The following is a 17,699-nucleotide window of genomic DNA, read 5'->3' as shown; positions in this document are numbered from 1 at the left end:
CCAGATCGTTCCCGCCGGGAGTTTCTTTGCCCCCTTTGTGCAATTGCGCATCAGAACGCAGTGTGCAGCCCCCTGTTAAGCTTAACTTTGGAGAATGACATGAGTGCTATTGTTGATATTATCGGCCGCGAAATCCTGGACTCGCGCGGTAACCCGACCGTCGAATGCGATGTGCTGCTGGAATCGGGCGTGATGGGCCGTGCAGCCGTACCGTCGGGTGCCTCGACCGGTTCGCGCGAAGCCGTGGAATTGCGCGATGGCGACGCCAAGCGCTACTTCGGCAAGGGCGTGCTGCAAGCATGCGAGAACATCAACACCGAAATCTCCGAAGCCATCATGGGCCTGGACGCCAATGAACAGGCTTTCCTGGACCGTACCCTGATCGACCTGGACGGCACGGAAAACAAATCGCGCCTGGGCGCCAACGCCATCCTGGCCGTCTCGATGGCTGTCGCCAAGGCTGCCGCCGAAGAAGCGGGTTTGCCGCTGTACCGCTATTTCGGCGGTTCGGGCGCCATGCAGATGCCAGTGCCGATGATGAACGTCATCAACGGCGGCGCACACGCCGACAACAACCTGGACATCCAGGAATTCATGATCATTCCCGTGGGCGCCCCGTCGTTCAAGGAAGCCGTCCGCTACGGCGCGGAAGTATTCCACACGCTGAAAAAGATCCTGCACAAGAAGGGCCTGAACACCAACGTGGGCGACGAAGGCGGTTTCGCGCCATCGCTGGCCAACCATGAAGAAGCCATCAAGCTGATCATCCAGGCCATCGAAGAAGCGGGCTACGAGCCAGGCACGCAGATCGCCATCGGCCTCGATTGCGCCGCGTCCGAGTTCTACAAGAACGGCAAGTACGAAATGGAAGGCGAAGGCCTGAGCCTGACCGCCACCGAGTTCACCAACCTGCTGGCGACCTGGTGCGACAAGTACCCGATCATCTCGATCGAAGACGCGATGCACGAAGGCGACTGGGATGGCTGGGCGATCCTGACGGCAGAGCTGGGCAAGAAAGTGCAACTGGTCGGCGACGACCTGTATGTCACCAACACCAAGATCCTGAAAGAAGGCATCTCGAAAGGCATCGCCAACTCGATCTTGATCAAGATCAACCAGATCGGCACCTTGACGGAAACCTTCGCCGCCATCGAAATGGCCAAGCGCGCCGGCTACACGGCCGTCATTTCGCACCGCTCGGGCGAAACGGAAGACTCGACCATCGCCGATATCGCCGTTGCCACGAACGCCCTGCAGATCAAGACGGGCTCGATGTCGCGTTCGGACCGCATGGCCAAGTACAACCAGCTGCTGCGTATCGAGGAAGACCTGGGCGACATCGCCAGCTACCCTGGCCGCGATGCGTTCTATAATCTGAAGTAAGCTGATGTAAAACCCACTGGCCGGCCGGAGATGTTCCGGCCGGTTTTTTAACTGAATGCCCCATGCGCCTCATTACGCTCGCCCTGGCAGCCCTGCTGCTGTTGATACAATTTCCCCTCTGGCTGGGTAAAGGCGGCTGGCTGCGTGTTGCCGACATGGAAGCCCAAGTGGCGGTGGCCAATAAAAAGAACATGGAATTGAAGGCGCGCAACGCCAAGCTCGAATCCGAAGTGCGCGACCTGAAGGATGGTACGGGCGCCGTCGAAGAGCGTGCCCGCTACGAGCTGGGCATGGTCAAACAAAATGAGATTTTCGTGCAGATCGTGCGCAAGGGCCAGACCCCGCCACTGCTGGAAACACCGGTGGACGCCGCGGCGCCACATTAAGACCGTACTACTTCCCGCTTGCCAGCCTGGACCGATTGCCAGGCTGACATATCACTTTACTTCCTTGTACTTATTACTGCACACGCATGGCGCGGCATGGTGCTGCCTTGCTGCTTGCTGATCAGAAACGGGCCTTGCCGGTCGTGATCAGGTAAAAATGGATGCCGGTGACCACGACGGCCACACTTACCAGTACGGTTTCGAGAAACATCATAAAATTTCCTTGTTAATAATTATTTAGGTAAAAAACGTCCAGGGCCAGGCGCCCAGCCGAACGTACGGCAAGGCGCAGGCAACGCCGCCATGAACGTTTTTTAACCGCGCGACGCCAGGAAGCGCAGTTCGGCTGCCAGATTCGGCATCAGCTTTTCGTAGCGGTTCGCTTCCGAGTTCAGCAGGGCGAAATCGCGCTTGCTTGGACGCACATAGCGTTGTTCTTCATCACTGACGCTGCTGGCGATGACTTCCTTCTGCGCCAGTTCGCTGTACGGCTTGGAAGCGAGCAGGGCGCCCAGGAAGGCGCGCGTGGCGCGGCCCAGGTTGCTGAAGTAATTGTCGTTGTCGTTGCTGTAGGTGTTGGTAAAAGTGGACATATGCCCTCCATGAATGGTCTGTTGTTGCATTGCACAATAATGGAGTTTGCGATATGCGTCCAATTTCAAATTCCAATTTCAGAAATTCAAGAAACGCATAATAAGGGCGTAGCCATCGGCCACGCCCTGAAAATGAATTTGTTACGAAATGTTTATCCTGCGGCGATGCGTCCCAAACCCGGATCGTCGCTGAAAAAACCGTCCAGTCCCGTCTCGATATAGCGCCGCATTTCCGCCACGGATCCCGCTTCGTTGCGCGCATTCTCGCCATTGCCGTCGCGGAAGTCGGCCGCCAGGAAGCGGTTTTCCGGACGGAAGGTCCACGTGTGCAGCAGCAAGCCCGCCTGGTGCGCATCGTCGACGATGGAAGAGGGCTTGGCCAGGCGCTGGTCAGCGCCCAGCGGGATGATTCCTCGCGTTGGCGGCGCCACCACGTCCGCGTAGGCGGCGATGTCGCGCAGGCCGGCCGGCGTCGTCATCTGGCCAAACGTCAGCTTGCCGCCCGCCTTGGCCACGTCCATCGGACGGATGTCGCCGCCCACCACCAGCTGCATCAGGCGCACGTTGGCGCGCCGTCCCAGCTTCTCGCGCAAGTATTTCAAATTGGCCACTTCGAAGGACTGGATTTCGATGGGCGCGCGGCGCGTGTACTCGTGCGCCAGCAGGGTCGACAGGAAACGGTCTTCCAGCGCCAGGCCCGCATCGCGGAAATACGTGGAGCTTTTCAGCTCCGGCACGAGGCCGATGACGCGTCCGCTGGCGGCTGATTGCGCTGCAACAAAATCGATGATTTCTTCCCAGGTGGGGATCTGGAATTGTCCATCGTACAAGGTGTTGCCGGTGCGTACTTTCGGCAGCCGTTCGATGGCGCGCAGGGTTTTCAATTCCGCCAGCGTGAAGTCGTCGACGAACCAGCCTTCGTGCCATTCGCCGTCGACCATCTTCTTGCCGCGCCGGCTGGCAAACTCGGGTCGGCGGGCCACGTCGGTGGTGTCGATCAGGTTGCTTTCGTGGCGCGCCACGAGAATGCCGTCGCGCGTGGCGACCAGGTCCGGCTCGACGTAGTCGGCGCCGTCGAGGATGGCCTTGGCGTAGGACGCCAAGGTATGCTCGGGACGCAGGGCGCTGGCGCCCCGGTGGGCGAAGACGAGCGGACGGCTTGGCTTTGTTTCCAGCAGGCCCGCGGCAAAGCCGGGCGCGGCGGCCAGCGCCAAGCCGCCGACGGCCGCCTGGACGAAGCTGCGGCGCGAAAAGTGCCGTTGCGGAAGGATAGGCGTACGCATCAGAAATCCGCCGTCAAGGTCAGGAAGCCCTGGCGCGGGGCGATGGGGAAGGTGTTGTACGTCTTGTCGGCCGCGCCGACCACCACGTTCAGCGAGCCTTCGCGGTTGGCCAGGTTGCTCACATTCACGCGCCAGCGCGGGTTTTTCAGCCAGCCGGCCATGGCTGGCAGCTTGCCCGACACGCCCAGGCCCATCAGGAAATAGCTTGGGACGGACAAATCGTTGGTGTACGTCGCGTAGCGCTTGCCCACATAGTCTCCCGTCAGTTGCACTTCGATGTCGCCAAACGTGGCGGAAGCAACAAACTTGTTCAGCCATTCAGGCGAGCCCGGCACGTTCTTGCCCGCCGTCAAGACCAGCGCGGCGCCATTGTTGTAATTGTCCGCGTACTGCGAGCGGTTGTACGACAGGGCATTGTAGAACGAGAAATTGTTGCCGAAGTGCACGGTGCCCGCGATATCGATGCCGTCCGTGCGCACGCTGCCCACGTTGGCCAGCACGGGGTTGCCGCCAATGATGGAGGAAATCACGGGCGTTGGGCTGATCTGCAGCAAACGGTTGCTGAAATCGACGTGGTAGACGTTGACCTGGCCATCGATGGCCGTGATGGCGCCCAGGCTCAATGGGTGGCTGCCGCGCACGCCCACTTCATAGGTGAGGGCCGTTTCCGGCTTGGCGTCGCGCTTGAACAGGTCGAAGGCTGCCTGGCTCGACAAGCTCCAAGGCGACGCGCCGCCGCCGCCATAGGTGACGAACTGGCGCATGTTTTTCTGGATATTGAAGTACAGCTGGTCTTGCGGCGTGAAATCCCAGCGCGCGCCCACTTGCGGCAAGAACCATTTTTTCGTGTTGATGGTGCCGACCGGCAAGGCCGTCGAGCCGCCGGCGATGGCGCCCTTGGCCGGCTGCACGGGGAATTGGCCATCGGCAAATTGCAGGCTGGACTTGAAGCCGGCTTGCAGGGCGATATCGGGGCGGATGCGCCATTCATCCTGCAAGTGCAGCTGCACCACCTTGTTGTCGATCTCGCTGCCGTACTGCGTGATCAAAGGATTGCTGGGGCGGTCGTACGGCGACGTCGGGTTGTTGACGTCCAGCGCATACCAGCGGCGGTAGGCGGACGAGCGGTTCTGTTCCAGCCACAGGCCTGCTTCCAGCTGGTGATTGCCGATTTCCTTGCGCAGGGTGGAAAGGAAGCCGCCCCGCTTGATGTCGTATTCCGTCGTGCGCACGGCGTAGCCCGAGTTGCCGAACACCTGTTTCAGGTTCTGTTTCGGGTAGTACACGCTGAACAGGCCCGGCAAGCCGGCCACGCCGATGGGGCCGGCCACCACGCCCGCGCCGTCATCCTTGTGGTAATACACCTGGTTCGACCACGTCATGCCTTCGGACAAGTTGGCGTCGAACTTGGCGTAGGCCAGGTAATCGGTGCGCTGCGCATCGCTGTAGTAGTTGCGGTAATTGTTGCCGTCCGCGGCAGGCGTGGCGCCCGTGGGCGACAGGTAATTCAGGGCCGCCTTGAAGTCCGGATACAGGAAGGGGCGCGTGTATGGCGCGCTCGTCTCGCCCGCCACGTGCACGGTGCTGTCTTCGTTCGGTTCGATCTTGTCCGAGTAATTGAAGAACAGGGTCAGCTTGCCCGCCTCGCTGCGGTTGACGTATTTTGCGTTGAACTGGTCGCCGCCCTGGCGCGCATCGAAGTCCCAGGCGCGCGCTTCATGGTGCAGGATGGAAAAATAGGCGCTGCTGCCATCGCCGAAGGCGCCCGTGTCATAGCGGGCAAACGTGCGCGATGTGCGGTGGCTGCCCACCGTTTGCTGCACGCTGGCGCCCTGCGTGGCCAGCGGGTCGCTGGAATAGGTTTCGATGGTGCCGCCCAGGTTGCTGGTCGAGGCCGTGGCCAGGTCGCCCGCGCCCGAGGACAGCACGACGCTGCGCACGTTTTCGCTGATCACGGCGCGCTGCGGCGACAGGCCGTTGTAGTTGCCGTATTGCTGGTCGCCCAGCGGCACGCCATCCATGGTGTAGCCCAGTTGCTGGCCGGAAAAACCATGCACGAACAGCGACAGGTTTTGCTCGTTGTTGCCCCATGGATCGGCCGTCTGGAAGCTGACGCCAGGCAGGGTTTGCAGGGCCTTTAACGGATTCGTGCCGGGCAGGATCTTCTGGATTTCATTCTTGCTCAGGGCGACGGAAGAACGCGTCTTGCGCGAGGAAATCTCCACGGTGGCCATCGGAGCATTGTCATCGGCAGCGGGGGCGGCGGCCATGTCGGTGGCGGCGGACGCCACGGCGGCGGCGACGGCCGTTTGCGCCAGGGCCGGCAAGGAGAGGCCTGCGGCGCAAGCGCCCAGCAACACGTGGAAGGAATGGCGGCGCAGGGCCAGCGTCAAGTGGGTATTCATCATCAGCCTGTGGAAAGTATTGGAAGTAATACAAGCTGCGCAGCGTAACGGCGGCGCGTGACGGGCTGATGACGAACTGATGACGGGAAGATGACAGCAGAAACAATTGCGCCGCCTGAGGGGCGGCGCGGGGATTATTACAATTAGTTAATACTTGCCGCGGGGGGAATCAAGACTTCGGCCGGCGCATCCGTGATGAACAGCTGTGCGCAATCGACCTTGTCGAATTCATAGTGCTGGCCGCAGAAATCGCAGTTCACGCCCACCTGACCCACTTCTTCCAGGGTGCTGTTGACTTCTTCTTCGCCCAGCATCTTGAGCATATTGCCCACTTTTTCGCGCGTGCAAGTGCAATGGAAGCTCGGGTGCAGCGGGTCGAAGACGCGGATCGTTTCTTCCCAGAACAAGCGCTGCATCAGGGTATCGATGTCCGTCGACAGGATTTCCGCCTCTTTCAGGGTCGACGCCAGCATCACGGCGCGGTTCCACGTGTCCAGCGCGTCTTCTTCCGACACGGGCGTCGCTTCGGCCTTGCCGCCATGGTGGGGCAGCTTTTGCAGCAGCAGGCCGCGCGAGACGCTGTCGTCCGTGGCCAGCCACAGGCGGGTGTCGAGCTGTTCCGAACGCAACATGTAGTTTTCGATCACGGTGGCCATGTCATCGCCGTCCAGCGGCACGATGCCCTGGTACGGTTGCTGGCCCGGCACCTTGTCGGCCGGGTCCAGGGTGATGATGAAGCGGCCCTTGCCCGTGGCGTTGAGCAATTGCGGCACGGTGGCCACGTCGGGAATGGTGGCGTCCGGGTCCAGCTTGGCCGTGGCGCGCAGGCGCAGGTCGGAGTCGCACTCGACCACCATCAGGCGCACGGGGCCGTCGCCATGGATTTGCATGATGATGGAGCCGTTGAATTTCAGGTTGGCCGACAGCAGGGCGGCGGCAGCCACCATTTCGCCCAGCACTTTTTTCACGGCCGTCGGGTAGGCGTGGCGCGACACCACTTCCTGCCAGGTGGCCGAAACGTCGATGAACTGGCCGCGCACGGCGGCGTTGTCGAAAATAAATTTTTGCAGGGTATCCTGGCCGCTAACGGCTGCGCTGATTGCGCCCGTGGTTTCAGTCGTCATTCTCTTATCCAATCTTCTTGAGTTGCGTATTAAATAGCTGGCCGCGTTGCACATAGTTCACGGCGTTGCCTTGTAGCCTGGTGATATCGTCTGCCGTCAGGGCCCGCACGGCTTTCGCCGGTGAGCCGATGATCAGCATATTGTCGGGAAATTCCTTGCCTTCCGTGACCAGCGCACCCGCGCCGACCAGGCAGTTCTTGCCGATCTTCGCGCCGTTCAGGATCACGGCCTGGATGCCGACCAGGGCGCCATCGCCGATCGTGCAGCCATGCAACATCGCCTGGTGGCCGATGGTCACGTTCCGGCCGATGTCCAGCGGGTAGCCCGGGTCCGTGTGCAGCACGGCGCCTTCCTGCACATTGCTGTTGGCGCCCACGGTGATGCGTTCGTTGTCGCCGCGGATCGTGGCGCCGAACCATACGGACGTATTCGCTTCCAGGGTCACCTTGCCGATCACGTTGGCCGTGTCGGCAACAAAAGCGGAAGCATCAATCAGCGGCGCATCGGCGCCCAATTGGTAGAGTGTCATCGTTAGCCTGTGGCGGTGGTGGAAGCGCCGGGCACGGCCGGACGCGGAAGTTTTGCGCTATTTTACGCTGTTGCAGGGCAAGTCCGAGCGCCGGCCGCTAATCCGGTATAATTATCGAACGGTCGTACTTTTATGTGCGCCCTATCTACAGACACAGCATGTGGCGCCATCTGCGCCACTTTCAAGGCAGGCATCCGATGAAACCCATGAAACTTTCCCGTTCCGAATTCATCAACATCCGCGGCGCCCGTACGCATGTGCGCCATTGGGGCCGCGAAGGCGCGCCCATCCTGTTCATGGTGCACGGCTGGATGGACGTGGCTGCCTCGTTCCAGTTCGTCGTCGACGAGTTGCAAGGCGACTGGCACGTGATCGCGCCCGACTGGCGCGGCTTTGGCCTCAGCGACTACACGCAATCGGACACCTATTGGTTCCCCGACTACCTGGCCGACCTGGACGCCATGCTGCTGCATTATTCGCCGGACGCGCCCGTCAACCTGCTGGGCCACAGCATGGGCGCCAACGTGGCCGGTCTGTACGCGGGCGTGCGCCCGGAGCGCATCAGCCGCTTCATCAACCTGGAAGGCTTCGGCATGATGGCGACGCAGCCGGAGCAGGCGCCGGGCCGCTACGCCAAGTGGCTGGACGAATTGCGCGAGCCGCCCGCCATGCGCAGCTATCCTTCGCAGCGCGCCGTGGCTGAGCGCCTGCAAAAGACCAATCCGCGCCTGCCGGACGAGCGCGCCGCTTTCCTGGCCGAACACTGGTCGGCGCGCAACGAGGCGGGCGAGTGGGACATCCTGGGCGACCCGCAGCACAAGCGCGTCAATCCCATCCTGTACCAGGTGGAAGAAGTGATGGCGTGCTGGCGCCGCATCACGGCGCCCGTGCTGTGGGTGGAGGCCGACGACACGAATATGTGGCAATGGATGGGGCCCAAGGAACAGGCGCGCATCGAAATCGACCGGCGTTTGGCCTGCATCAAGGATGTGCGCTGCGAGATGATGGCGGATGCGGGCCACATGCTGCATCATGATCAACCGCAGGCACTGGCGCGCCTGGTGGAAGCGTTTTTGGCCTGATGTGTGTCGGGAACGCTGCAGCGCGATTGGCCAAGCAGCGTACAATGAAAACTTCTTCCATGCTGAGCCCGTGCAGGGTATTGTTTTCACATGCTTAAAGTCGACCTGCATTGTCATTCGAATATCTCCGACGGCGTGCTGTCACCGGCCGCCGTGGCCGCTTACGCGCGCAAGGCGGGCGTGGACGTGTGGGCGCTGACGGACCACGATGAAGTGTCCGGCGTCGCCGCCGCGCGCACGGCCGCGCTGGACCTGGGCATGCGCTTCGTGGCCGGCGTGGAAATTTCCATTACGTGGGCCGGCGAAACCGTGCACATCGTCGGCTTGCAAGTCGATGAAAACAATCCGGGTCTCGTGCAGGGCTTGCACCGCACGCGTTCGGGCCGCGACGCGCGGGGCCGCGAAATCGCCCGCCAGCTGGACCTGGCCGGCATCCCCGACGCCTATGAAGGGGCCTTGAAATTCGTCGGCAACCCGGACCTGATGTCGCGCACGCACTTTGCCCGTTACATCGTGGAAACGGGCAAATGCGCGAACATTCCCGACGTGTTCAAGAAATACCTGTCGGAAGGCAAGCCGGGCTACGTCGAGCACCGCTGGGCCACCCTGGCTGAAGCGGTCGGCTGGATCCGCGGCGCGGGCGGCGTGGCCGTCATCGCCCATCCGGGCCGCTACCGCTTCAGCGACATGGCGCAAGGCGTGCTGTTCGATGAATTCAAGCAACTCGGCGGCGTGGCCATCGAGGTCGTCACGGGCAGCCACAGTCCGGACCAGTATCCGGAATACGCGCAGCTGGCCAACGCCTACGGCTTCCTCGCCTCGCGCGGCACGGATTTCCATGCGCCGGGCGAGTCGCGCGTGGATTTTGCCATGTTGCCGCCATTGCCAGCCAACGTCACCCCGATTTGGCACGACTGGTTTTAATGCCGTTGAAAATCTGCTGCGCGGCGCGCTTTGCGGCCGGCGATGCTCACCGTACTCCAGTACGGTTGCGCTTCTCGGCCACAAATCACTGCCGCTCGCGACGATTTTCTTAGGCATTCAGCGCAGGATGTGCGCGGGCTTGAAAAGTCGCGACTGCATACTTATCTTTTAGTCATTCTTGTTTTCCGGAGCCATCGCCCATGAAACGTATCGTCCTGTTTATTGCAACCAACCTGGCTGTGATGCTGGTGCTGTCGCTCGTGCTCAGTTTGCTGGGCGTTGGCAATCCGGCGCGCGGCAGTACCCTGAACCTGGGCAGCCTGCTGGTGTTTTCGCTGGTGGTCGGCTTCACGGGCTCGATCTTTTCGCTGTTGATCAGCAAACCCATGGCCAAGTGGAGCACGGGTGCGCGCGTGATCGACAATCCGACGTCGTCGACGGAATTGTGGCTGGTCAACACCGTGCGCGCGCTGTCCGAGCGGGCCGGCATCGGCATGCCGGAAGTGGCCGTGTACGAAGGCGACGCGAATGCGTTCGCCACGGGCGCCTTCAAGAATTCGGCGCTGGTGGCTGTCTCCACGGGCTTGCTGCAAAGCATGAACCGCGATGAAGTGGAAGCCGTGCTGGGCCATGAGATCGCCCACGTGGCGAATGGCGACATGGTCACCCTGACCCTGATCCAGGGCGTGGTGAATACCTTCGTCGTCTTCATGGCCCGCGTGGTAGGTTTCTTTGTCGACAATGTCCTGTTGAAAAATAACAACCGCGAAAGCGGCGGACGCGGCATCGGTTACTTTGTGACCGTGATGGTGTGCGAAGTGATCTTCGGCTTGCTCGCTTCCATCATCGTGGCCTGGTTCTCGCGCCAGCGCGAATTTCGCGCCGACGCCGGTTCCGCCAAGCTGCTGGGCAGCCCCACGCCGATGATGCATGCGCTGGCCCGCCTGGGCGGCGTGCCGCCGGGCGAGTTGCCGCAATCGATGCAGGCGCTGGGCATCAGCGGCGGCAATGGCGGCTGGGGCGCGCTGTTCGCCACCCATCCACCGCTCGAACAACGCATCGCCGCGCTGCGCAGCGTACAATAATGCCAACTTAACAAGCTGGTTCGCCAGAACGCTTACACATGAGTCAATTTTTTCATATTCACCCCGACAATCCGCAATTGCGCCTGATCAAGCAGGCGGCGCAGATCATCCAGTCCGGCGGCGTGGTGGCCTTGCCCACCGACTCCTGCTACGCGCTGGTGTGCCAGCTCGACGACAAGGGCGCCGTCGAGCGCCTGCGCCGCATCCGTGGCGTGGATGAAAAGCACCATTTGACCTTGCTGTGCCGCGACTTGAGCGAGCTGGGCGTGTATGCCCGCGTGGACAACCGCCAGTTCCGCCTGCTCAAGGCGGCCACGCCCGGCGCCTACACGTTTATCCTGGAAGCGACGAAGGAAGTGCCGCGCCGCCTCAGCCATCCTTCGCGCAAGACCATCGGCCTGCGCGTGCCGCAGCACCGCATCGTGCAATGCCTGCTGGAAGAGCTGGGCCAGCCCCTGCTGGGCGCGACATTGACCTTGCCGGGCGACGAAGACAGCCTGACGGATGCCGACACGATCCGCGAACGGCTGGAAAAACTGGTCGACCTGATCGTCGACGGCGGCGTCTGCGCGCATGGTCCCAGTACCGTGATCGACCTGACGGGGCCGGAGCCGGAAGTGGTGCGCGTGGGACGCGGTGACCCGGCCGTGCTGGGTTTGTAGAGGGGCACGGCGTGCCCGTTGCGACGCCGGTCTTCACCTGTTCTTAATGACAACGTAAGAAAGAGCCTAGTTCGCCTCTGGTAGAATCGCGGTCATGAGCGATTTCAATACGATAGTCCAGACCGTTGCGGTCTACCTGGTGCCGGTGCTGTTTGCCATTTCCCTGCATGAGGCGGCGCACGGCTACGCGGCCCGCTATTTCGGCGACCCCACAGCCTCGAACGAGGGCAGGCTGAGCCTCAATCCCATGCGGCATATCGACCCTTTCGGCACGATCTTGCTGCCCTTGATGCTGTATTTCACGATCCAGGTGCCGTTCGGCTATGCCAAGCCGGTGCCCGTCGATTTCAGCCGCCTGCGCAATCCGAAGAAGCAGATGGCCTGGGTGGCGTTTGCCGGGCCTGGCGCCAATTTCGTCATGGGCCTGGGCTGGATGATCGCCTTTGTCGTGCTCAGCGTCTTGCCGCCGACGGAGATGGGCATGTTTTTCCGCAAGATGGCGGGCGCCGGCGTCAGCGTGAATGCGGCCATGTTCGTCTTTAACCTGATTCCCGTGCCGCCCCTCGATGGCGGACGCATCATGACGGGCTTGCTGCCGATGCAGCTGGCGCGCCCTTACGCCAGCATCGAGCGCTACAGCCTGTATGTCTTCGGCGCCCTGGTGCTGCTGATGTACACGGGCATCTTGAACCGCGCCTTGCTGGCGGCGATCGAATTTGTCATCGGCATCTTTGTCACCCTGGTCACGCCCCTGACGGCCCTGTTGACTTGATACAAGCAACTGGATGGCCACACATAATTGATGGAAGTACCGATGCAAGTAACTGAACCAATATTAGAAACCGAAGCGATTTCCGGCTGGCTGCGCCGCTGGGCGCCCCTGATCCCGGGCGGCGAGGTGCTGGACCTGGCCTGCGGCGCAGGCCGCCACGCGCGCCACCTGGTAAGCCTGGGCCACCCCGTGATCGCGCTCGACCATGATCCGGAAATGCTGGAAAAGGCGGCTGGCACGGGCATCACCACCTCGCTGGTGGACCTGGAAGCGCCGGGCGCCGTGTGGCCTTTCGCTCCCGGCCGCTTTGCCGGCATCGTCGTCACCAATTATCTGCACCGGCCGCTGCTGGAAGCCATGGTGGCCAGCCTGGCGCCCGATGGCGTGTTGCTGTATGAAACGTTTGCCGAGGGCAATGAGCAGTTCGGCAAGCCGTCGAATCCGAAATTCCTGCTGAAGGAAGGCGAAATGCTGACCTGGGCGGTGCAGCACGGCTTGCGTGTGGTAGCGTATGAGGATGGGCGCGTGGAACAGCCAAAAGCTGCTCTGGTGCAACGAATTTGCGCCGTCCGGCCGGATTTTCCACGGTTGGCAGCCCTGCTGCCGACGTTTTGAGCGGCCATACTATGTCAGAATGCACCACAGGCGCGGGCTATCCGCTACAATCGTTGTTTTATTTATCGGCGCTATAAACTTACTATGATCAAGGGCAGCATTGTAGCAATCGTCACCCCGATGCACGCAGACGGCAGTCTGGACTTTCCAGGTCTGCGCAAGCTGATCGACTGGCATATCGCCGAGGGTACGGACGGCATCGTCATCGTTGGCACGACGGGCGAATCGGCAACAGTCAGCGTGGAAGAACACTGCGAACTGATCCAGTTGACCGTCGAACATGCCAAGGGACGCATTCCTATCATCGCCGGCGCCGGAGGCAACTCCACGGCCGAGGCCATCAAACTGACGCGCTACGCGAAAGAAGCGGGCGCCGATGCTGTCTTGCAAGTGGTGCCGTACTACAACCGTCCTACCCAGGAAGGCATGTACCAGCACTTCAAGGCCATCGCCGAAGCCGTCGACATTCCCGTCATCCTGTACAACGTGCCTGGCCGTACGGTTGCCGACATGAGCAACGAGACCATCGTGCGCCTGTCCGCCATCCCGAATATCGTCGGCGTGAAAGATGCGACCGGCAATATCGGCCGCGGCATCGACCTGCTGCGCCTGGTTCCAGCGGACTTCGCCGTGTACTCGGGCGACGATCCGACGGCCATGGCGCTGATGTTCTGCGGCGGCCACGGCAATATTTCCGTGACGGCCAACGTTGCGCCGCGCGCCATGCACGAACTGTGCGTGGCAGCCATGGCGGGCGAGCGTGCCACGGCGATTGCCATCAATAACAAAGTGTTCCCTTTGCACCAGAAATTGTTTGTCGAGCCCAACCCGGTGCCCGTCAAATGGGCGCTGGCCGAAATGGGCCTGATGCCAGCCGGCATACGCTTGCCACTGGTGCCGCTGGCTGAAAATTGCCATGCCACCGTGCGCGATGCCTTGCGCGACGCTGGCATCCTGTCTTAAGCCGAACTTCAAGCCCGGGCTTGACCAGTCCGGACCTTTCCTGATTCCAGCTGCTACTTAGCTTCTTATCCAGTTACGACATGACTAATTGCAAGAAAACCAAACCGGCGCCTGCCACCATCGCCGTCCGCGGCATCGTCATCGGCGCCGTCGCAGCCAGCCTCGCGGGCTGCGGCATGATCAGTTCGGTAGTCGGCGGCGACAAGGTCGACTACAAGTCGGTCAAGAAAGCCAGCACCCTGGACGTGCCGCCTGACCTGACGCAATTGCAGCAGGACAACCGTTATTCCTTGCCGGATTCGAAAAACGGCGTGGCCACGGCTTCCGGCTACAACGCGCAGCGCAACGCCACGGCCGGCACGCCCGTCATCGTGGGCGCCGACGGCGTGGTGGGTGTCGTGCCCGTCACGGCCGGCGGCGTGAAGGTCGAGCGCGCGGGCAACCAGCGCTGGCTGGTCGTCAAGCAGTCGCCTGAAGTGCTGTGGCCGCAACTCAAGCAATTCTGGGAAGATTCGGGCTTTACCGTCGCCATCGACCAGCCGACGGCTGGCATCATGGAAACCGAGTGGAACGAAAACCGCGCCAAGCTGCCGCAAGACTTTATCCGCAACACCATCGGCAAGGCCTTCGATTCGATGTACTCGACTGGTGAAAAAGACAAGTTCCGCACCCGCGTGGAGCGTCTGGCCGATGGTTCGACCGAGATCTACATCAGCCACCGTGGCGTGGAAGAGGTCGTCACGGGCCGCGACAAGGAAACCACCACCTGGACCGCGCGTCCGAACGATCCGGGCCTGGAGGCGCAATTCCTGGCCAAGCTGATGACGCGCCTGGGCGCGGCCAGCGATGAAGCACAAGCGAAGACAGCCGTTGATGGCGCCATCGTGCAGCCGCTGCACGCCAAGCTGGTGGGCGACGCCGCCACGCCGGCGCGCGCCATCGAAGTCGATGAAGGTTTCGACCGCGCCTGGCGCCGTGTCGGCCTGGCGCTGGACCGCGTCGGCTTCACCGTGGAAGACCGCGACCGCACGCAAGGCACGTATTTCGTGCGTTACGTCGATCCGGACGCGGTCAAGAAGGATGGTTTCTTCTCGAAACTGTTCAGCTGGGGTTCGTCGTCCGACAAGGACAAGGAAGCGCAGCGCTACCGCGTCCTGGTCAAGGCCGGCAATGGCTCGACCAGCCTGGTCAGCATTCTCAGCAACGAAGGCCAGCCCGATGTCTCGCCAGTGGCCGAGAAGATCCTGGGCTTGCTGAACGAGCAGTTGAAGTAAGCGGTGCATTTGCGGCGGGTATCACAACCTGCCGCGCAATAAAAAAGGCTGATCCGGGAAACCGGCGCAGCCTTTTTTATTGCCTGCGTCCGGCCTTATATCCTGCGGATAAAACGCCGGACGCAAAAAAGCCGACCCGAAGGTCGGCTTTCTTTAGTGCAGGGTGCTAAATTACTTAGCAGCCGATGCAGCAGCCGAAGCAGCCGAAGCAGCGTCGGTAGCGGCCGAAGCGGCAGCCGAAGCAGCAGCAGCGGCGTCGGTAGCGGCCGAAGCAGCAGCGTCAGCAGCAGCAGCTGGAGCAGCTTCAACTGCTGGTGCTGGTGCTGGGGTTTCAACTACTGGTGCTGGTGCAGGAGCTTCTTCTTTTTTGCTGCAAGCAGCCAGAGCAACAACCATCAGGGAGGCGATCAGCAGGGATTTTTTCATTTGTTTTCCTTAATTATTTCAAAAAATAAATCAATATTGTTGCGATGAATAATTACCGGTAATTATCGCTCGTTAGGTCGTCTTCGAAGGCTTTTCGTACCAGGTGGTGCCTGCCAGACAACGGAAACTTCCTAACCGAATATTATAGCGATTTTTGGTGCGTCGCAATAGGAGCAAGAGGCAAATTCGCAACTATTTTGTGATATCGCAATATTTGCCGAAGCAAATTGCAAGCAAGTGTAAGCGATTTGCGAAAGCGCGACAAAACGATATAAAAATAATATGTTTTATTGCGCTAACGCAGATGCTGTTATTTTACCTACTGTAATACCACTTTGCTACGCCGCCCCCATTCAAGCCAGTTCGAGCCAGCCATCCTGATACCACGTATATAACGCATCCATCACGTCATCGGAAGCCTGGGCCACGGCGGCGCCATCGAGGGCGCGTTCGTTGGCCAGGGTTTCCAGGGCCGCTTTATCGGCCTTGCCAATGGCAAACGATTCGCCATTGATGAAGACATTCTTGCCACGATACAGCATCAGGGTCTTGCGCGACAACACGACACCCTTTTTCTGTGCGGCGTCCGCGAAGCGGCCTACCGTCAGCGGCTTGGACAGCGGCGTGAAAAATACATTGTGTTTCGGTTCCGACAGGTGTTCACCGAGGAAAATGGTCACGTCTTCTTCCGTGAAGCGCACCTTGTTCATTTCTTCTGCGATGGTGCTGAGCATTTCACGGGGGATTTCCGCCGGTTTGCCCGACGCTTTCAAGTCCGGATCGCTGTAAATGCCTGGCAAGTCGATCGAGTCGGCCATGAATTGCAAGAACGCTTCGCCCAGCTCCTGGAACGTGGGCGAGCGGAAGCCGATCGAATACGTCTGGCAATCGCCGATGGCCACGCCGTCGTGCGCGTAGTGGGGCGGCAGATACAGCATGTCGCCCGGTTCCAGCGTGAATTCGTCATCGGGCGTGAAGTTGCTGAGGATTTTCAGCGGCAAGCCGTCGATCAGGCTCAGGTCTTTCTGTGCGCCGATGCGCCAGTGGCGCTTGCCCTGGCCTTGCAGCAGGAATACGTCATAGGAATCGAAATGCGGGCCCACGCCGCCGCCATCGGTGGCGAAGCTGACCATCAGGTCGTCCAGGCGCGCGTCCGGCAGGAAGCGGAACTGGCGCAGCAGGGCGTCGGCCTTGGCGCTGTGCAGGTTGGCGCCCTGCACCAGCAGGGTCCATTCCTTCTGTTTCAGCGAGGGCAGGCTGGTCAAAGGGCCTTGCTGCATGTTCCAGTGGCCATCCGCATGGCTGACCAGGCGCGATTCGACGTGATCGAGGGTAGCCAGCTCGGCCAGGGCCTTGAAATCGAACAGCGCCTTGAAGCCAGGCACGGCTTGACGGATCAACAAGGGTTTTTTATGCCAGTAGTCGCGCAGGAATTGCGCCGGCGTGATATCGCCGAGGAGAGTTAATGTTTTCATGCGCCCATTATAACAACCGGAAATGCAGGAATGCGCCTGCCGTTGGCGGCGTGAAGGTATAATTTGCCAGCTTATACAATGAAAGGAAGCATAATGAAGATTGCCAAAAATACGGTCGTGACTGTCAACTACAAACTGTCAGACGCGCAAGACAATCTGATCGAAGACGGCCGTCAGCCGATGGTCTACCTGCACGGTGATTATGAAAACACCCTGCCGAAGATCGAAGAAGAGCTCGACGGCAAGGAAGTTGGCTATTCCAACACGATCCAGATCGAACCGGATGATGCTTTCGGTGAATACGATCCCGCCCTGGTGAAGGTCGAGCCGCGCAATCGCCTGCCTGAGCCGCTGGAAGTGGGCATGCAGTTCGAAGGCATGCCGGAAAGCGATTCGCCGGATGAAGAGGCGATGATCTTCACGGTCACCGATATCGCCGACGACAAGGTCGTGCTGGACGGCAACCATCCACTGGCCGGCATCGCGCTGCGCTTCTCGCTGACCGTCGCCGACGTGCGCGAAGCCACCGAAGAAGAAATCGCCCATGGCCACGTGCATGGCGCACACGGCCATGACCATGGCGATGAAGATGATGAAGGCGAAGACGGCGATCACTTCCGTACCCACCCTATTCACTAACACCTGAGCAAACCTGCTGCGCGCGGCGGGGCGCGGCCGGCGATGCTCACCGTACTTTACGTACGGTTGCGCTTCTCGG

18 protein-coding genes are annotated in these 17,699 nt (G+C 60.9%); 11 read left to right on the top strand and 7 right to left on the bottom strand.

From position 1 onward, the window contains the following. Nucleotides 1-99: 99 nt before the first annotated feature. Nucleotides 100-1,383, top strand: a complete 1,284-nt coding sequence (gene eno, locus VPH40_RS09600) for a phosphopyruvate hydratase (protein ID WP_034750709.1) — start codon at nt 100-102, stop codon at nt 1,381-1,383. Nucleotides 1,384-1,445: 62 nt separating this feature from the next. Then, a complete protein-coding gene (gene ftsB / locus VPH40_RS09595) occupies nt 1,446-1,769 on the top strand; it encodes a cell division protein FtsB (RefSeq protein ID WP_035821182.1) in 324 nt (107 codons plus the stop codon). 314 nt (nt 1,770-2,083) lie between these two features. Here the strand turns inward: ftsB and VPH40_RS09590 are convergent, their stop codons facing one another. The 5 genes from VPH40_RS09590 to VPH40_RS09570 form a co-directional block, all read right to left on the bottom strand. Then, nucleotides 2,084-2,362 (bottom strand): hypothetical protein, encoded by a 279-nt coding sequence (locus tag VPH40_RS09590; protein WP_099666941.1) that lies wholly within the window; start codon nt 2,360-2,362, stop codon nt 2,084-2,086. Nucleotides 2,363-2,514: 152 nt separating this feature from the next. Next, entirely contained in the window at nt 2,515-3,645 is a 1,131-nt protein-coding gene (locus tag VPH40_RS09585) for a glycerophosphodiester phosphodiesterase (protein ID WP_099666942.1), read from the bottom strand. Further along, nucleotides 3,645-6,053, bottom strand: coding sequence for a TonB-dependent receptor (locus VPH40_RS09580; RefSeq protein ID WP_257218888.1), 2,409 nt, complete (start codon nt 6,051-6,053; stop codon nt 3,645-3,647). Before VPH40_RS09580 ends, VPH40_RS09585 begins: the two co-directional genes overlap by 1 nt. A 140-nt stretch (nt 6,054-6,193) precedes the next feature. Next, on the bottom strand, nt 6,194-7,174 hold the full coding sequence (gene hslO / locus VPH40_RS09575) for an Hsp33 family molecular chaperone HslO (protein WP_328573288.1): 981 nt from the start codon (nt 7,172-7,174) through the stop codon (nt 6,194-6,196). A gap of 4 nt (nt 7,175-7,178) precedes the next feature. After that, complete coding sequence (locus VPH40_RS09570; protein ID WP_070260363.1) at nt 7,179-7,703, bottom strand: gamma carbonic anhydrase family protein; 525 nt, start codon at nt 7,701-7,703, stop codon at nt 7,179-7,181. A gap of 206 nt (nt 7,704-7,909) precedes the next feature. Here VPH40_RS09570 and VPH40_RS09565 point away from each other — a divergent pair, with 206 nt between their 5' ends. The 8 genes from VPH40_RS09565 to bamC all read left to right on the top strand — a co-directional run bounded on the left by VPH40_RS09565 (nt 7,910) and on the right by bamC (nt 15,080). Further along, entirely contained in the window at nt 7,910-8,785 is an 876-nt protein-coding gene (locus tag VPH40_RS09565) for an alpha/beta fold hydrolase (protein WP_251350382.1), read from the top strand. Nucleotides 8,786-8,875: 90 nt separating this feature from the next. Further along, nucleotides 8,876-9,709 carry a 3',5'-nucleoside bisphosphate phosphatase gene (locus VPH40_RS09560; RefSeq protein WP_077407646.1) on the top strand — a complete coding sequence of 278 codons (834 nt, stop codon included), beginning with the start codon at nt 8,876-8,878 and terminating at the stop codon, nt 9,707-9,709. Nucleotides 9,710-9,909: 200 nt separating this feature from the next. Then, complete coding sequence (htpX, locus tag VPH40_RS09555; protein ID WP_328573287.1) at nt 9,910-10,794, top strand: protease HtpX; 885 nt, start codon at nt 9,910-9,912, stop codon at nt 10,792-10,794. Between the two features lie 38 nt (nt 10,795-10,832). Then, nucleotides 10,833-11,456 carry an L-threonylcarbamoyladenylate synthase gene (locus VPH40_RS09550; RefSeq protein ID WP_077407642.1) on the top strand — a complete coding sequence of 208 codons (624 nt, stop codon included), beginning with the start codon at nt 10,833-10,835 and terminating at the stop codon, nt 11,454-11,456. A gap of 94 nt (nt 11,457-11,550) precedes the next feature. Continuing rightward, on the top strand, nt 11,551-12,228 hold the full coding sequence (locus tag VPH40_RS09545; RefSeq protein ID WP_099666948.1) for a site-2 protease family protein: 678 nt from the start codon (nt 11,551-11,553) through the stop codon (nt 12,226-12,228). A 42-nt stretch (nt 12,229-12,270) separates the two neighbouring features. Then, nucleotides 12,271-12,843, top strand: coding sequence for a class I SAM-dependent methyltransferase (locus VPH40_RS09540; protein WP_099666949.1), 573 nt, complete (start codon nt 12,271-12,273; stop codon nt 12,841-12,843). Nucleotides 12,844-12,927: 84 nt separating this feature from the next. Further along, a complete protein-coding gene (dapA, locus tag VPH40_RS09535) occupies nt 12,928-13,806 on the top strand; it encodes a 4-hydroxy-tetrahydrodipicolinate synthase (protein WP_099666950.1) in 879 nt (292 codons plus the stop codon). 80 nt (nt 13,807-13,886) lie between these two features. Next, nucleotides 13,887-15,080, top strand: a complete 1,194-nt coding sequence (gene bamC, locus VPH40_RS09530; RefSeq protein ID WP_251350384.1) for an outer membrane protein assembly factor BamC — start codon at nt 13,887-13,889, stop codon at nt 15,078-15,080. A 171-nt stretch (nt 15,081-15,251) separates the two neighbouring features. Here bamC and VPH40_RS09525 read toward each other — a convergent pair whose 3' ends face one another. Next, nucleotides 15,252-15,506 (bottom strand): hypothetical protein, encoded by a 255-nt coding sequence (locus tag VPH40_RS09525; protein ID WP_034783358.1) that lies wholly within the window; start codon nt 15,504-15,506, stop codon nt 15,252-15,254. 353 nt (nt 15,507-15,859) lie between these two features. Then, on the bottom strand, nt 15,860-16,981 hold the full coding sequence (locus VPH40_RS09520) for a ribosomal protein uL16 3-hydroxylase (RefSeq protein ID WP_328573286.1): 1,122 nt from the start codon (nt 16,979-16,981) through the stop codon (nt 15,860-15,862). Nucleotides 16,982-17,074: 93 nt separating this feature from the next. Between VPH40_RS09520 and VPH40_RS09515 the strand changes: the two genes are divergently transcribed. After that, on the top strand, nt 17,075-17,620 hold the full coding sequence (locus tag VPH40_RS09515; RefSeq protein ID WP_152250192.1) for an FKBP-type peptidyl-prolyl cis-trans isomerase: 546 nt from the start codon (nt 17,075-17,077) through the stop codon (nt 17,618-17,620). The last annotated feature ends 79 nt before the right edge of the window (nt 17,621-17,699 follow it).

The organism is Janthinobacterium sp. P210005, assembly GCF_036231865.1.
Classification (GTDB): domain Bacteria; phylum Pseudomonadota; class Gammaproteobacteria; order Burkholderiales; family Burkholderiaceae_D; genus Janthinobacterium; species Janthinobacterium kumbetense.
This window is presented reverse-complemented; position numbering and strand designations above follow the sequence as displayed.

Excerpts from the sequence above, each read along its gene's own strand:
- VPH40_RS09520 (WP_328573286.1), bottom strand. The coding sequence starts at position 16,981 with ATGAAAACATTAACTCTCCTCGGCGATATCACGCCGGCGCAATTCCTG.
- VPH40_RS09565 (WP_251350382.1), top strand. The coding sequence starts at position 7,910 with ATGAAACTTTCCCGTTCCGAATTCATCAACATCCGCGGCGCCCGTACG.
- dapA (WP_099666950.1), top strand. The coding sequence starts at position 12,928 with ATGATCAAGGGCAGCATTGTAGCAATCGTCACCCCGATGCACGCAGAC.
- ftsB (WP_035821182.1), top strand. The coding sequence starts at position 1,446 with ATGCGCCTCATTACGCTCGCCCTGGCAGCCCTGCTGCTGTTGATACAA.
- VPH40_RS09540 (WP_099666949.1), top strand. The coding sequence starts at position 12,271 with ATGCAAGTAACTGAACCAATATTAGAAACCGAAGCGATTTCCGGCTGG.
- bamC (WP_251350384.1), top strand. The coding sequence starts at position 13,887 with ATGACTAATTGCAAGAAAACCAAACCGGCGCCTGCCACCATCGCCGTC.
- VPH40_RS09585 (WP_099666942.1), bottom strand. The coding sequence starts at position 3,645 with ATGCGTACGCCTATCCTTCCGCAACGGCACTTTTCGCGCCGCAGCTTC.
- htpX (WP_328573287.1), top strand. The coding sequence starts at position 9,910 with ATGAAACGTATCGTCCTGTTTATTGCAACCAACCTGGCTGTGATGCTG.
- VPH40_RS09545 (WP_099666948.1), top strand. The coding sequence starts at position 11,551 with ATGAGCGATTTCAATACGATAGTCCAGACCGTTGCGGTCTACCTGGTG.
- VPH40_RS09550 (WP_077407642.1), top strand. The coding sequence starts at position 10,833 with ATGAGTCAATTTTTTCATATTCACCCCGACAATCCGCAATTGCGCCTG.
- eno (WP_034750709.1), top strand. The coding sequence starts at position 100 with ATGAGTGCTATTGTTGATATTATCGGCCGCGAAATCCTGGACTCGCGC.
- VPH40_RS09580 (WP_257218888.1), bottom strand. The coding sequence starts at position 6,053 with ATGATGAATACCCACTTGACGCTGGCCCTGCGCCGCCATTCCTTCCAC.
- VPH40_RS09560 (WP_077407646.1), top strand. The coding sequence starts at position 8,876 with ATGCTTAAAGTCGACCTGCATTGTCATTCGAATATCTCCGACGGCGTG.
- VPH40_RS09525 (WP_034783358.1), bottom strand. The coding sequence starts at position 15,506 with ATGAAAAAATCCCTGCTGATCGCCTCCCTGATGGTTGTTGCTCTGGCT.
- VPH40_RS09590 (WP_099666941.1), bottom strand. The coding sequence starts at position 2,362 with ATGTCCACTTTTACCAACACCTACAGCAACGACAACGACAATTACTTC.
- VPH40_RS09515 (WP_152250192.1), top strand. The coding sequence starts at position 17,075 with ATGAAGATTGCCAAAAATACGGTCGTGACTGTCAACTACAAACTGTCA.
- hslO (WP_328573288.1), bottom strand. The coding sequence starts at position 7,174 with ATGACGACTGAAACCACGGGCGCAATCAGCGCAGCCGTTAGCGGCCAG.
- VPH40_RS09570 (WP_070260363.1), bottom strand. The coding sequence starts at position 7,703 with ATGACACTCTACCAATTGGGCGCCGATGCGCCGCTGATTGATGCTTCC.